Source organism: Streptomyces sp. NPDC048257, assembly GCF_043201855.1.
Lineage (GTDB): Bacteria > Actinomycetota > Actinomycetes > Streptomycetales > Streptomycetaceae > Streptomyces.
On record NZ_JBICZI010000008.1, the window covers coordinates 100153 to 113411 of the forward strand.

Here is a 13259-nt window from a genome sequence, read left to right on the forward strand (position 1 = left end):
CCGGTCCGGGGGCGGGCCCTGACACCCGTCCCCGGACCCTCTCCGCACCCGGCGTCAACGCGGCGGTTCGGCCGCCGTCACCTGGCGGTGCGCCAGTTCCGCGAGCCGCGCCTGCCCGTCCTTGCCCGGATGGAACCAGTCCCACCGGCTCAACTGATCCGCCGCGAACGGGTACTGGAACACCGCGCCGCCGTCGTAGCGGCACAGCGGATCCTTCGCACAGACCTCGCGCAGCACCTCGTTGTACTCCACCACCCGCGCCCGCACCTGCTCGCGCCGGGCCGTCGCCCCCGTGGCCAGCGACAGCGGATCGGCGAGCATCGACTGGCAGATCCCCAGCTTCCAGACCTGCCGGACCATCGGGAGATCCTTGCCCTGTTCCCACAGCCGCTGGAGGTCCGGCACGCTGGAGACGTACACCTGGGAGGCGGGGGAGGCGGTCCGCAGGTCCGCGAGGGCCCGCTCGAATCCGGACCGGAACTCCGCCACCGACGTCATCGACGAAGCCGTGGGCCGGCAGGCGTCGTTCGAGCCCACCATCACCGTGACCAGGTCGGGCTTGTGCGCGGCGGCCCCGGCCAGCTGGGCCGGGAGGTCCGCCATCCGTGAGCCGGTCACCGCGTAGTTCCAGCTGCGGGCGGGTGCCTCGGCGTCCCCGAGCAGCCGGGCGGCGAGGGAGCGGACCGCGGGGTCGTTCCCGGTGGCCCAGGAGACCTCCGGGCAGTCGGCCAGCACCGAACAGGCATCGAAACCACGTGTGATGGAGTCGCCCACGGCCGCGATCGAGGCGGGCGCCGTGTTCCAGCGCGGTGCGCCCTTCGCCCCGCGCTCGCCGCCCTGCTCGCCGTCCGACCCGCCCGGGCCGCACCCGGTGGCCGCCCCGGCCAGCAGTACGACCGCCGCGCCCGCGCCCGCGAGGGTCCGGCGCGCGCGGCGGCGCGGAGCGGTGGTGCGCATGGGAAGGGCTCCTCCTTGTCGACCCCGCGTCGTCAGGGGGTCCTGCTGAGTGAAAGCTCGGTGTTTACCGTCCTTGGAGCGACCGTACGTCACACCATGACCCCTGGCGCACGGTAGCTTTTTCCCGTGGTGTTTCGGCCGCAGGTCCCGTAGCGCAATGTCAAATAATTTCCGTTACATTACATCACGTCACATACTGTCCGTTTTCTGGAGTTTATTCCCGACCTCGTCCCACACTGGAGGTCCCGGTGACGACACGTGGAGTTCTGTACGTGCATTCCGCACCGCGTGCGCTCTGCCCGCACGTGGAATGGGCTGTTGCGGGCGTGCTCGGGGTGCGGGTGAACCTCGACTGGATCAGACAGCCCGCCTCCCCCGGCACCTGGAGAGCCGAGTTCTCCTGGCAGGCCGAAGCGGGCACCGCCTCGAAGCTCGCCTCCGCGCTGCGCGGCTGGCACCTGCTGCGCTTCGAGGTGACCGCGGAACCGTGCCCGACCGCCGAGGGCGAGCGCTACAGCTCCACCCCGGAGCTCGGCATCTTCCACGCCGTCACCGGCATGCACGGCGACATCCTGATCCCGGAGGACCGCCTGCGCGCCGCCCTCGCCCGGTCCGCGCGCGGCGAGACCGACCTGGAGGCGGAGATCGCCAAGCTGCTCGGCAAGCCGTGGGACGACGAACTGGAGCCCTTCCGCTACGCGGGCGAGGGCGCCCCGGTCCGCTGGCTCCACCAGGTGGTCTAGCCGCCGGCTACGCGCAGAAAGGCCCACCCGGGATCCCGGGTGGGCCTTTCTGCGCATCACCGCGACGGTTGCGGTGCTCGACACGACGAACACCGCAGCCGTCACATGAGCAGCCCTCAGACAGTGCGGAAGGCGAGGGTCACGTTGTGGCCGCCGAAGCCGAAGGAGTTGTTGATCGCGGAGATCGGGCCGTCGGCCGGCAGCTTGCGCGGCTCGCCGACGACGATGTCCGCGTCGATGTCCTCGTCGAGGTTGTCGACGTTGATCGTCGGCGGGGCCAGCCGGTTGTACAGCGCCAGCACGGTCGCGACGGTCTCGATACCGCCCGCGCCACCCAGCAGGTGACCGGTCATCGACTTGGTCGCGGAGATCGCGATGTGGTCGAGGTCGTCGCCCAGCACCTTGCGCAGGGCCTTCAGCTCGGCCGTGTCACCCTGCGGGGTCGACGTGGCGTGCGCGTTCAGGTGGACCAGCTCGGCCGGGTCGAGACCCGTGTTGTCGAGCAGGTTCTGCACCGCGGCCGCGACACCGCGGCCGGTCGGCTCCGGCTGCGCGATGTGGTGGCTGTCCGCGGACAGACCCTGGCCCAGCACCTCGCAGTAGACCCGGGCGCCACGCGCGGCGGCGTGCTCGGCGGACTCCAGGATGACGACGCCCGCGCCCTCGCCGAGCACGAAGCCGTCACGGGCCTTGTCGTACGGGCGGGAGGCCTGCTCGGGGTTCTCGTTGTTCTTGGACATCGCCATCATGTTGGCGAACGCGGCGATCGGCAGCGGGTGGATCGCCGCCTCGGTACCGCCCGCGACGACCACGTCGGCGCGGCCGGTACGGATCATCTCCACGGCATAGCCGATGGCCTCGGCGCCGGACGCGCACGCGCTGACCGGAGTGTGCACGCCCGCCTGGGCGTTGACCTCCAGGCCGACGTTGGCCGACGGGCCGTTCGGCATGAGCATGGGGACGGTGTGCGGGGAGACCCGGCGCACGCCCTTGTCCTTCAGTACGTCGTACTGGTCGAGCAGGGTGGTGACACCGCCGATGCCGGAGGCGATCACGGTGCCCAGACGCTCGGGCGCGATGGACGCGCCCGTCTCCGTCTCTTCGCCGGCCGGGCCGGTGTAGCCGGCGTCGGCCCACGCCTCGCGGGCCGCGATGACGGCGAACTGCGCCGAGCGGTCCAGCTTGCGGGCCAGCGGCCGGGGCAGGACTTCACTCGGGTCCACGGCGGCCCGAGCGGCGATGCGTACCGGGAGTTCGGCGAAACGCTCGCCCTCCAGGGGCTTGACGCCGGAACGGCCGGCAAGCAGACCTTCCCAGGTCGAAGCGCTGTCGCCACCCAGCGGAGTGGTTGCGCCGATACCGGTGACGACCACGGTGCGATTGGTCGGGCTCACAGGAATTCTTTCTCCACGTCTCAGGGGGTGCTGAATTGTCACGGCGCCACCGCCAGGTGGCGACAAACGCTCGTCAGGCTCAGGCCTGGTGCTTCAGGATGTAGTCAGCGGCGTCGCCGACCGTCTTGAGGTTCTTGACGTCCTCGTCCGGGATCTTGACGTCGAAGCGCTCTTCGGCGGCGACGACGACCTCGACCATGGAGAGCGAGTCGACGTCCAGGTCGTCGGTGAAGGACTTCTCGATCGCGACGTCCTCGGTCGGGATACCGGCGATCTCGTTGACGATCTCCGCGAGACCCTCGACGATCTCTTCCTGCGTGGCGGCCATGTGGCGCTCCTTCTCTAGCTAACTGGGGTGGAACAGGGCGGGATGTTGGATCCCGGCCCTAGGGGAGGGTAACGACCGTCGCGGCGTAGACGAGTCCCGCCCCGAAGCCGATGACGAGCGCGGTGTCGCCGCTCTTCGCCGCTCCGGTCGCCAGGAGCCGCTCCATAGCGAGCGGAATCGAGGCGGCCGAGGTGTTGCCGGTGGTCTCCACGTCACGGGCGACCGTGACGTGCTCCGGCAGCTTCAGAGTCTTCACCATCGAGTCGATGATCCGCATGTTCGCCTGGTGCGGAATGAAGACGTCCAGGTCGTCCGCGGTGATCCCGGCGGCGTCGAGCGCCTGCTGGGCCACCTTGGCCATCTCGAAGACGGCCCAGCGGAAGACCGCCTGACCCTCCTGGGTGATGGCCGGGAACTTCTCGCCGCCGTCCTTGCCGAGGTACTCGTCCCACGGCACGGTCTGCTTGATCGTCTCGGACTTGTCGCCCTCCGAACCCCACACCGTGGGGCCGATGGCCGGCTCGTCCGAGGGACCGACGATCACGGCTCCGGCACCGTCACCGAACAGGAAGGCCGTCGCGCGGTCCTCCAGGTCGGTCAGGTCCGACAGCCGCTCCACGCCGATGACGAGGACGTACTCCGCGGAGCCTTCCACGACCAGACCCTTGGCCAGGGTCAGGGCGTAGCCGAATCCGGCACAGCCCGCGGAGATGTCGAAGGCGGCGGGCTTGCCCGCGCCGATCCGGTGCGCGATCTCGGTCGCGACGGCCGGGGTCTGCTTGAAGTGCGAGACCGTCGAGACGATCACGGCACCGATCTGCTCCGGGGCGACACCGGAGTCCGCCAGCGCCTTGCCCGAGGCCTCCACCGACATCGCGGCGACGGTCTCCTGCGGCGAGGCCCAGTGCCGGGTCGCGATGCCGGAGCGGGAGCGGATCCACTCGTCGGACGAGTCGATGGTCTCGAGGATGACCTCGTTGGGCACCACACGGGTCGGGCGGTAGCCGCCGACACCGAGGATGCGGGCGTAAGGGGAGCCCTTGGCCGGCTTGATCTTGGACATGCTGTGTGGGCTCCTTCTCTCAGGCCGTCTGTTCGGCGATGAGCGCCGCGGCCTTGTCGAGATCGTCCGGGGTCTTCAGACCCACGCTCGGTACGCCCTTCAGCGCGCGCTTGGCCAGACCCGTCAGGGTGCCACCGGGGCAGAGCTCGATGATCCCCGTGACGCCCAGCTCGCCGAACGTCTCCATGCACAGGTCCCAGCGGACCGGGTTGGCGACCTGGCCGACCAGGCGGGCGACGACGTCGGCGCCCGTGGTGACGACGAGGCCGTCCCTGTTCGAGACGTACTTCAGCGACGGGTCCGCCGGGGTGAGGGCCTCGGCGGCCTTCGCCAGCGTGGCGACCGCGGGGGCCATGTGGTGCGTGTGGAAGGCGCCCGCGACCTTGAGGGCGACGACCTTCATGGAGCCTTCGGGCTTCTCGGCCTCCAGAGCGGCGATCTGCTCCATCGTGCCGGCGGCCACGATCTGACCCGCGCCGTTGATGTTGGCGGGCGTCAGACCCAGCTTCTCCAGGTGTGCGACGACCACGTCGCGGTCACCGCCGAGGACCGCGGCCATGCCGGTCTCGGTGACGGCGGCGGCCTCGGCCATGGCCAGACCGCGGGTCCGGACGAACGACAGCGCGTCCGCCTCGGACAGGACGCCGGCGTAGGCGGCGGCGGTGATCTCACCGACGCTGTGGCCCGCTACGGCGCCGAACGCGGCCGGCGAACCGAGCGCGGAGGCGGACAGCAGACCCGCGGCGACCAGCAGGGGCTGGGCCACGGCCGTGTCGCGGATCTCCTCGGCGTCAGCCTTCGTGCCGTAGTGGGCAAGGTCCAGCCCGATGGCGTCCGACCACGCGGCGACGCGGTCTGCGGCACCGGGAAGTTCGAGCCAGGGAGTCAAGAAGCCGGGCGTCTGAGCGCCTTGGCCGGGAGCGACGAGTACGAGCACCCTCACACTCTCTCTTGTGGATGGTCCCTGCCGCCCGTGGGGACAGGGACGAAGAACCGTCGGGGTAATTGTTGATGTCCGACAAAAGTCTAGGACTGGGCATCGCCGTCGGCCAGACGCCCCAGAATCAGGGCGATCCGCAGCGTGAACGCCGAGCGGACATCAGAAGGAGACCATCCGGTGACGTCGGTCACACGTCGCAGCCGGTAGCGCACCGTGTTGGGGTGCACGAACAGCATCCGCGCCGCCCCTTCGAGGCTGCTCGCCTGCTCCAGGTAGACGCTCAGGGTCTCCAGTAGTGCCGACCCTGCCTCCTCCAGTGGTCTGTAGATCTCCTCCACCAGCTGATCCCTGGCAGCGGGATCGGAGGCAATGGCCCGCTCCGGCAGGAGATCGTCCGCCAGTACGGGTCGAGGGGCATCCTGCCAGGCCGTGCCGGCTTTCAGCCCGGCCGCCGCGGCCTGCGCCGACTTCGTTGCGTTCAGCAGGTCGGACACCACCGGTCCGGCCACCACCGGACCCGCCGCGAACGGACCGATCAGGGACTTGGCCACCTGGATCGGGTTGTCGCTGCCGCCCGCGATGACCACCAGACGGTCCCCGAGCACACCCGTGAGGACCTGGAGCTTGTGATGGCGGGCCGCGCGCCGGATCGCCTCGACCGTCAGCTCGCTGTCCCCCTCCGGCGCCGTGCCGAGCACCACGCACACGTGCTCCGGGGAGTTCCAGCCCAGCGCCGCCGCCCGCGACAGCGCACCCTCGTCCGCCTCACCCGACAGCACCGCGTTGACGACCAGGGACTCCAGCCGGGCGTCCCAGGCCCCGCGCGCCTCGGCGGCCTGTGCGTACACCTGGGCGGTCGCGAAGGCGATCTCCCGGGCGTACACCAGCAGCGCCTCGCGCAGGATCGACTCGTCGCCCGGGGCCGCCACCTCCTCGATCGCGGCCTCCATGACCTCGATCGTGGTGCGGACCATCTCGACGGTCTGCCGCAGGGTGATCGCGCGGGTCAGCTCGCGCGGAGCCGTCCCGAAGACGTCGGTGGAGATCGCCTGCGGCGTCTCCGGGTGCCTGAACCACTCCGTGAACGCGGCGATACCGGCCTGGGCGACCAGGCCGATCCAGGACCGGTTCTCGGGCGGCATGGCCCGGTACCACGGCAGGGTCTCGTCCATGCGCGCGATCGCGTTGGCGGCCAGCCGCCCGGAGGACTTCTCCAGTCGGCGCAGCGTCGCGGTGTGCGGATGGGCGGGAGCGGGATGCGCGGCGTGTGTGGCGGGCGAATGCTCACGTTCGGGTTGAGGCACGTGACAAGACTGCCTTATCGGGACGGGTGCGCGGGATCCGGTCCCGTGTCCGGCCCGCGCCCCGGCCCCCGGCTGGGTCTACGGTGGCCTTCATGATTGATGTTCGCCCCGGCACCGACCGGTACGAGGGCGGGGACCCGGCCGCCGGGATCACCAGCCGGCACGCCTTCTCCTTCGGTGCCTCCTACGACCCGGACAACCTGCGCTTCGGGCCCGTCCTGGCCTGCAACGAGGAGACCCTCGCGCCGGGCGCCGGCTTCGACGAGCACCCGCACAGCCACACCGAGATCGTGACCTGGGTGATCGAGGGCGAGCTCACCCACCAGGACAGCACCGGCGAGAAGAGCGTCGTACGGCCCGGCGACGTGCAGCGGCTCAGCGCCGGATCCGGGGCGCGGCACGTGGAGCGCAACGACGGCGTCGGACGGCTGCGGTTCGTGCAGATGTGGCTCGCGCCCCTCGCGGCGGGCGGCGAGCCCTCGTACGAGGTCGTCCGGCAGATCGCCGACGCCGAGTCCTACGAGGTGCCCGCGGCCGGCGCCGTACTGCACGTCCGGCGCCCCGGCGCGGGTCAGCGCGTCGCCGTACCGGCGGCGGACCGTGTGTACCTGCACGTGGTGCACGGGGACCTGCGCCTGGACGGGGCGGAGCTGGGCCCCGGGGACTCGGTGCGGATCGCCGCGGAGCGGGACCTCGAGGTCGTCGCCGGGTCCCCGGGGGAGCTGCTGATCTGGGAGTTCCCCTCCCCGGCCTGACCGGGGAGGGGCCGCCTAGCGGGAGCGGAGTTCGGCCAGCACCGCGTCGGTGAACGGGGTCCAGGCCTCCACCGCCCACGGTCCGAAGGCGCGGTCCGTCAGCGCCACGCACGCCGCGCGCGCGTCCGGATCCACCCACAGGAAGGTGCCGGCCTGGCCGAAGTGGCCGAAGGCGCGCGGTGAGGAGGAGGCGCCCGTCCAGTGCGGGGACTTGTGGTCGCGGATCTCCAGGCCGAGGCCCCAGTCGTTGGGGGACTGGTGCCCGTAGCCCGGCAGGACGCCCTTGAGCCCGGGGTGGACGACCGAGGTGGCCTCGGCGACCGTACGGACGTCCAGCAGCCGGGGTGCCTGCAGTTCGGCGGCGAAGCGCAGCAGGTCGCAGACGGTGGAGACGCCGTCCTTGGCGGGCGAGCCCTCCAGAGTGGTCCGCGTCATGCCCAGCGGCTCGAAGACCGCCTGGTGCAGGTACTCCGCGAAGGGGATGCCGGTGGCCTTGGCGATGTGGTCGCCGAGCTCCTCGAACCCGGCGTTCGAGTACAGCCGGCGCTGTCCGGGCGGCGCCGACACCCGGTGCTCGTCGAAGGCCAGGCCGCTGGTGTGCGCGAGCAGGTGACGGACCGTCGACCCCTCGGGCCCGGCCGGCTCGTCCAGCTCGATCGCCCCCTCCTCGTACGCGACGAGGGCGGCGTACGCGGCGAGCGGCTTGGTGACCGACGCGAGGGCGAACCGGTGGTCGACGGGCCCGTGGGAGCCCGCCAGGCTCCCGTCGGCCCGTACGACGCCCGCCGCGGCGGTCGGCACCGGCCAGGTCTCGATGATCCGCAGGCTTTCCATGCCGCTCAGGGCCTCCACGCTCTCCATGCCGCCGAGCCTACTTGCTTGGAGTGCACTCCAAGGTTTTAGCGTGGAGCCATGAGCCAGAGCCTGATGCAGACGCGGTACACGATCAGCGAGGTCGAGGCCCGGACCGGTCTGACCCAGCACACCCTGCGCTGGTACGAGCGGATCGGCCTGATGCCGCACGTGGACCGCTCCCACTCGGGACAGCGGCGCTTCACCGACAAGGACCTCGACTGGCTGGCCTTCGTGGGCAAGCTGCGGGCCACGGGGATGTCGGTGGCGGACATGGTCCGGTACGCCGAACTGGTCCGCGAGGGCGGGCACACGGTCGAGGAGCGCCGGGAGCTGCTGGAACGCACGCGCCGCGAGGTGCGTTCGCGGATCACGGAGCTCACGGACGCACTCGCCGTACTGGACTACAAGATCGATATGTACGCCATGAAATCGGTACCGGGGAAGGCACACCAATGACGGAGCACGGCACCACCCTCGAACAGGTCGAGCTCGGCAAGGGCGGCCCGCTGGTCGGCGTCCAGGGCCTCGGCTGCATGGGCATGAGCGAGTTCTACGGGGACACCGACGAGGCGGCGGCCCGGGAGACCCTGGACGCGGCGCTGGCCGCCGGGGTCACCCTCTTCGACACCGCCGACGTCTACGGCCGCGGCCGCAACGAGGAGTTCCTGGCGCCCTTCGTGGCCGCGCACCGGGACGAGATCACCCTGGCGACCAAGTTCGCGATAGAGCGCACCGACGACCCGCAGTACCGCGGCATCCGCAACGACCGCGCCTACGTCCGCGCGTCCGTGGAGGCCAGCCTGCGCCGGCTCGGCGTGGACGTCATCGACCTGTACTACATGCACCGGCGCGACCCGGCCGTGCCGTTCGGCGAGTCGGTCGGGGCCATGGCGGAGCTGGTGCAGGAGGGCAAGGTCCGCCACCTCGGCCTCAGCGAGGTCACCGGCGCGGAGCTGCGCGAGGCGCACGCCGTGCACCCGATCGCGGCGCTCCAGTCGGAGTGGTCGCTGTTCAGCCGGGACGTGGAGCGCAGCGCGGTGGGCGCGGCGGCGGAGCTCGGGGTGGCCGTCGCGGCGTACTCCCCGCTCGGCCGGGGCTTCCTGACCGGGTCCTTCGCGGACGCGTCCGCGGAGCTGTCGCAGGACGACTTCCGGCGCCACCAGCCGCGGTTCAACGGCGACAACGCGAAGGCCAACGCCGCGCTGCTGGCCCCGGTCCGGGAGATCGCGGCCGAGCGCGGGGCGAGCCCGGCGCAGATCGCCCTGGCCTGGGTCCAGCAGCGGGCGAAGGTCCACGGGCTGACCGTGGTCCCGATCCCGGGCACCCGCAAGGCGGCCCGGCTGCGCGAGAACACCGGGGCCACCCGGATCACCCTCACACAGGCCGAGCTGGACCTGCTGGAGCCGATCGCCGACCAGGTCGCCGGCGACCGCTACCCGGACATGAGCGCCACCTCGGCGGCACGGGAAGCCTGAGCCGGCCTACGCCTAGAGGGACTCGGCGGCGAAGCGGTCGCGCAGCGCCGCGTACTCCGCGTCCGTGAGCAGCCCGGCCGCGTGCAGCTCGCTCAGGTGCCGCAGGCGGTCGTCGCCGGAGCGGGCCCGCGGCACGGCGGCGACCGGGGTACGGCCGCGCAGGGCGGCCAGTACGGCCGCGGCGAACGGCAGCGACTCGTGCACCGCCCCGTAGCCCAGGCCGAAGACGGCCGCCGCGAGGTCGTGGTCCGGGCGCGGGTCGCCGGGGTTGTCCCGAAGCTGCAGCCGCAGGTGGCCGCCGGGGCCCTGGGGGGAACACCACTCGACGCCGGTGAGGGCGGCCAGCGGGAAGCGCTGGTCGCCCGCCTTCCACTTGGTGGTGGTGGCGCCCGTGCGCGACCAGTGGAAGGTGACCGCCGAGCCGTCGAACCCCACGCGGGCGTCGTACGCCTTCAGGCGCAGCGGCGGCTGCGGCACGTCGACGAGGAAGCGCTCGGACGGCTCGTCGGCGTCCGGCCCGAGGCGGGAGCGCAGCGCGTCGGCGAAGGCGGCGGCGAGCGGGGCCCGGTCGCCCGGCAGCACCAGGCGGTACGGGTCGCAGGCCTCCTTCAGCTGCCCGGCGGCAGCCTCCATCAGCGGATCGGCGCCCGGCCGCGGGACGGCACGCAGAACCACCGTGTCCCGTTTGCCGCCGGTCACGGTCACAGTCACGGCGGACACCGCTTCGAGAGGGATTCGGCGCGAGCCGAGGGCGTGGAAGAGCCTTGGCAGCCGCGGCGTTCTGATCCCCCGTGCGAAGCGGATGAGCACCGAGTCCGAGTCGAACTCCCAGACGGCATGGTTTCCGGCCAGTACGTCACCCATGCGGCACATCGTAAAGGGCGGCGCCCCCGTGCGTCCCCCCGGTTGCCGGGCCCGTTTTCCGTGCCTCTACGCGCGTCAGTCCTGCTCTGTCCCGGAAATTCCACGCCGACAGGCATCGTCCCCGGTCGCGCAGACAACGGAAGCGAATGCGCCGGTTCCGATCCGCGCGAAGTTGTCCATCGAGTCCGTTCCTGGCGCGAAATAGCCGGTGTGGCTCTTCGCCCGGGCCGAGGACAGCAGCCGCGCGCCGAACGCTGGGGACACCGGATCGGCGCCGTGGCCCAGCCCGCCGACCTCCAGGTGCGGTACGTCCGCGATCCAGTCGCCCTCGTCGCGCGTCGCCCAGACCCGCGCCGTGGTGTGCAGCCCTGCGACGTTCTGCGCGCGCATGCCCGGGCTGCCCGCCACCACCACGTCGGTCACCCGGCGCGGCAGCTCGTGCGCGGCGACCCCGCAGACCACCGATCCGTAGCTGTGGCAGAACAGCGCCACGCTCGCGTCTCCGGGCAGGGAGGTGGTGAGGGCCTTCAGCAGGACGGCGCCGTCGACGGCCATACGGCCCGTGGCGGCGTCCATCCCGACCCCGGTGGGGGCGGTGTAGCCGGCCCAGGCGATGACCGCCGTCCGGCTGCCCGGCTCGGCCGCGCGCTGGGCCTCGTACAGGGACTCGGCCATGCCGACCGGGGAGGTCAGGCGGCGCTGGCTGCGCTCGAAGGTGAGCAGGTCGGTGTCGACGCCGGGGACGATCACCGAGACCCGCTCGGCGCGGGTGAGGTCACCGAAGACCTCGGCCACGCGGCCGCCGCCGGTCGGGTCGAAGGCGAGGATCTGCCGGCCCGGCTCGGCGAGCGAGGCGAAGCGGTGGGAGCGCCGGGTGGCCGTGGCCCGGTCGGCCGGGGTCAGCGCGACGTCGCGGCTGCGGGCCTCCTCGACCCGGCGGGCCTGTTCCAGGCCCTGCAGGTTGGCCCGGTAGCGAACGGCGGCGGGGGCCCCGTCGAGGTTGCCGACGACGAGGGGATAGCCCTCGGCGAGCCGGTCGCGCTGGGCGCCGTCGAGGCCGGCGAAGAAACGGGCCACCGTCCGCGCGGGGGCCTCCGCGGACGGCACCGGGCGGCCGTCGATGCGCACCTTGGCCCAGGCGGCCAGGGCGGTGACCCGCAGCGGAGTACCCCCCTCGGGCCGGTGCACGGCCGTCCAGCCGGTGGTCGCCAGCATGATGAAGACCACCGCCAGCGCGAGCAGGGCGCGCAGGGCGGCAGGGCGCGGGTCGGCGCCGAGGGCGGTGGGGTGGGCGAGGCCGGGCACGTTCACTGTGACCAGCCTATGAGACGTCTTACGCCACGGGCGTGCCGGGTGACCGGTCTCACGGCCGACCGTGGGACCCCGTGAGGACCGGGCGGGGGAGTGCGCGCCGCTCCCGCGGACCGGACGGCGCGGGCGCTCCGGCTAGGCGGGACTGCGCCAACTCGAGGTCAGAGCCGGGCCGATCCGGTCGAGGTACGTCTCCGTCAGCCCCCGGATCGACTCCACGCTGGTGTCCTCGCCCGCTCCCCAGAGCCGCCCGGTGAGCCGCATCACGCCGCAGAACGCGGCGACGGCGACCCGGGGTCTCGGATCGGCGTCCACGTCGAGGCCCTCGCGGGCGCCGATCAGCCGGGAGATCCGTTCCTCCAGCTCGGTGGAGCGCCGCAGGTGCACGGCGAGCAGCGCCGGGGTGGACTCGATCAGCCGGTAGCTGCGCATGTAGAGGTCGACGGGGACCACCTCGGACAGGGCCGCCTCGACGGAGTCCCAGACGGCGAGCGCCGCGCCCCGCATGGCCTCGAAGGGTCCCTCGGCGGCCGGCCGGGCGCGCAGTTCGGCGACGAACCGCGACTCGACCAGCTCCTGGAGGGCGAAGACGACCTCCTCCTTGTTGGCGAAGTAGCGGAAGAAGGTGCGCTGGGACACGTGCACGGCGTCGGTGATCTCGTCGACGGTGGTGCGCTCGTACCCCTGGGAGAGGAACAGCAGGAGGGCGGCGCGCAGCAGGGCGTTCCGGGTGCGCCGCTTCTTGCGTTCGCGCAGTCCGGTCACCGGCGCGGCCGTCGCCGACCGCTCGTCGATCACCACCGCGGAGGCTCCTTCCTGACGCCGAGTGGGCGGTCAGAGTACCGGTGACGGACGGGAGGGAGACGGCTCCGCCGGGGGTGTCGACGTGCCGTCCGCGGGGCGGGGGGGGGGGGGGGGGGGGGGGGGGGGGGGGCCCCCCGCCCCCCGCCCCCCCCCCCCCCCCCCCCCCCCCCCCCCCCGCGACCCCTCGCGCATGACACGTTCGGGTCGCCACCGGCCGGGACCGCGCCCGGGCCGCAGCCCCGGCCGCAGCCCCGCCCGGGCGGCCTCGGGCCCGGCCCGCCGGCTCCCGGAGGCGTCAACTCCGTACGGGCGACAGCCCCGCCGGAGGGTTCCGGCGAGGCTGTCGCCTATCAGGGTGGACCCGCCCCGGGCCTCTTCCGCCCGACCGTCGTCGCAGGTCAGCGTGGTGTCCGCGGAGCTCCGGAAACGGTCCGGGCGCCCGCCGTCCACAAGGAGCTGACCCGTC

At 72.4% G+C, this 13259-nt stretch carries 14 protein-coding genes; 4 read left to right on the forward strand and 10 right to left on the reverse strand.

Features of this window, described 5'->3' with window-relative positions:
* Positions 1-54 precede the first annotated feature (54 nt).
* Positions 55-957: an SGNH/GDSL hydrolase family protein gene (locus ACGFZK_RS18535; protein WP_393849933.1), complete on the reverse strand. Its 903-nt coding sequence runs from the start codon at positions 955-957 to the stop codon at positions 55-57.
* A 248-nt stretch (positions 958-1205) separates the two neighbouring features.
* On the opposite strand from ACGFZK_RS18535, the gene ACGFZK_RS18540 reads away from it, so the two are divergent.
* Positions 1206-1700, forward strand: a complete 495-nt coding sequence (locus tag ACGFZK_RS18540; protein WP_030160508.1) for a DUF3145 domain-containing protein — start codon at positions 1206-1208, stop codon at positions 1698-1700.
* Between the two features lie 116 nt (positions 1701-1816).
* Here ACGFZK_RS18540 and ACGFZK_RS18545 read toward each other — a convergent pair whose 3' ends face one another.
* The 5 genes from ACGFZK_RS18545 to ACGFZK_RS18565 all read right to left on the reverse strand — a co-directional run bounded on the left by ACGFZK_RS18545 (position 1817) and on the right by ACGFZK_RS18565 (position 6729).
* A complete protein-coding gene (locus ACGFZK_RS18545) occupies positions 1817-3094 on the reverse strand; it encodes a beta-ketoacyl-[acyl-carrier-protein] synthase family protein (RefSeq protein WP_393849934.1) in 1278 nt (425 codons plus the stop codon).
* Between the two features lie 79 nt (positions 3095-3173).
* Entirely contained in the window at positions 3174-3422 is a 249-nt protein-coding gene (locus tag ACGFZK_RS18550; RefSeq protein WP_030009997.1) for an acyl carrier protein, read from the reverse strand.
* 58 nt (positions 3423-3480) lie between these two features.
* Positions 3481-4485: a ketoacyl-ACP synthase III gene (locus tag ACGFZK_RS18555; protein ID WP_393849935.1), complete on the reverse strand. Its 1005-nt coding sequence runs from the start codon at positions 4483-4485 to the stop codon at positions 3481-3483.
* Between the two features lie 19 nt (positions 4486-4504).
* Entirely contained in the window at positions 4505-5422 is a 918-nt protein-coding gene (locus ACGFZK_RS18560) for an ACP S-malonyltransferase (protein WP_393849936.1), read from the reverse strand.
* Positions 5423-5511: 89 nt separating this feature from the next.
* A complete protein-coding gene (locus ACGFZK_RS18565) occupies positions 5512-6729 on the reverse strand; it encodes a PucR family transcriptional regulator (protein ID WP_393849937.1) in 1218 nt (405 codons plus the stop codon).
* 92 nt (positions 6730-6821) lie between these two features.
* Between ACGFZK_RS18565 and ACGFZK_RS18570 the strand changes: the two genes are divergently transcribed.
* A complete protein-coding gene (locus ACGFZK_RS18570) occupies positions 6822-7484 on the forward strand; it encodes a pirin family protein (RefSeq protein ID WP_393849938.1) in 663 nt (220 codons plus the stop codon).
* A gap of 15 nt (positions 7485-7499) precedes the next feature.
* On the opposite strand, the gene ACGFZK_RS18575 is transcribed toward ACGFZK_RS18570, so the two are convergent.
* Positions 7500-8318: a serine hydrolase domain-containing protein gene (locus ACGFZK_RS18575; protein ID WP_393850074.1), complete on the reverse strand. Its 819-nt coding sequence runs from the start codon at positions 8316-8318 to the stop codon at positions 7500-7502.
* A gap of 78 nt (positions 8319-8396) precedes the next feature.
* Here ACGFZK_RS18575 and ACGFZK_RS18580 point away from each other — a divergent pair, with 78 nt between their 5' ends.
* Positions 8397-8795: a MerR family transcriptional regulator gene (locus tag ACGFZK_RS18580; protein WP_393849939.1), complete on the forward strand. Its 399-nt coding sequence runs from the start codon at positions 8397-8399 to the stop codon at positions 8793-8795.
* The gene (locus ACGFZK_RS18585; RefSeq protein ID WP_393849940.1) at positions 8792-9814 is read left to right on the forward strand and encodes an aldo/keto reductase; all 1023 of its coding nucleotides are present in this window, start codon (positions 8792-8794) and stop codon (positions 9812-9814) included. The genes ACGFZK_RS18580 and ACGFZK_RS18585 overlap by 4 nt, the downstream gene beginning before the upstream one ends.
* Before the next feature lie 12 nt (positions 9815-9826).
* Here ACGFZK_RS18585 and ACGFZK_RS18590 read toward each other — a convergent pair whose 3' ends face one another.
* The 3 genes from ACGFZK_RS18590 to ACGFZK_RS18600 form a co-directional block, all read right to left on the reverse strand.
* Positions 9827-10687 carry a DUF4429 domain-containing protein gene (locus ACGFZK_RS18590; RefSeq protein ID WP_393849941.1) on the reverse strand — a complete coding sequence of 287 codons (861 nt, stop codon included), beginning with the start codon at positions 10685-10687 and terminating at the stop codon, positions 9827-9829.
* A gap of 66 nt (positions 10688-10753) precedes the next feature.
* Complete coding sequence (locus ACGFZK_RS18595; protein WP_393850075.1) at positions 10754-11905, reverse strand: alpha/beta hydrolase; 1152 nt, start codon at positions 11903-11905, stop codon at positions 10754-10756.
* A 219-nt stretch (positions 11906-12124) separates the two neighbouring features.
* Positions 12125-12790 carry a TetR/AcrR family transcriptional regulator gene (locus tag ACGFZK_RS18600; protein ID WP_393849942.1) on the reverse strand — a complete coding sequence of 222 codons (666 nt, stop codon included), beginning with the start codon at positions 12788-12790 and terminating at the stop codon, positions 12125-12127.
* Positions 12791-13259: the final 469 nt, after the last annotated feature.

Excerpts from the sequence above, each read along its gene's own strand:
- ACGFZK_RS18535 (WP_393849933.1), bottom strand. The coding sequence starts at position 957 with ATGCGCACCACCGCTCCGCGCCGCCGCGCGCGCCGGACCCTCGCGGGC.
- ACGFZK_RS18550 (WP_030009997.1), bottom strand. The coding sequence starts at position 3,422 with ATGGCCGCCACGCAGGAAGAGATCGTCGAGGGTCTCGCGGAGATCGTC.
- ACGFZK_RS18555 (WP_393849935.1), bottom strand. The coding sequence starts at position 4,485 with ATGTCCAAGATCAAGCCGGCCAAGGGCTCCCCTTACGCCCGCATCCTC.
- ACGFZK_RS18570 (WP_393849938.1), top strand. The coding sequence starts at position 6,822 with ATGATTGATGTTCGCCCCGGCACCGACCGGTACGAGGGCGGGGACCCG.
- ACGFZK_RS18575 (WP_393850074.1), bottom strand. The coding sequence starts at position 8,318 with ATGGAAAGCCTGCGGATCATCGAGACCTGGCCGGTGCCGACCGCCGCG.
- ACGFZK_RS18580 (WP_393849939.1), top strand. The coding sequence starts at position 8,397 with ATGAGCCAGAGCCTGATGCAGACGCGGTACACGATCAGCGAGGTCGAG.
- ACGFZK_RS18585 (WP_393849940.1), top strand. The coding sequence starts at position 8,792 with ATGACGGAGCACGGCACCACCCTCGAACAGGTCGAGCTCGGCAAGGGC.
- ACGFZK_RS18590 (WP_393849941.1), bottom strand. The coding sequence starts at position 10,687 with ATGTGCCGCATGGGTGACGTACTGGCCGGAAACCATGCCGTCTGGGAG.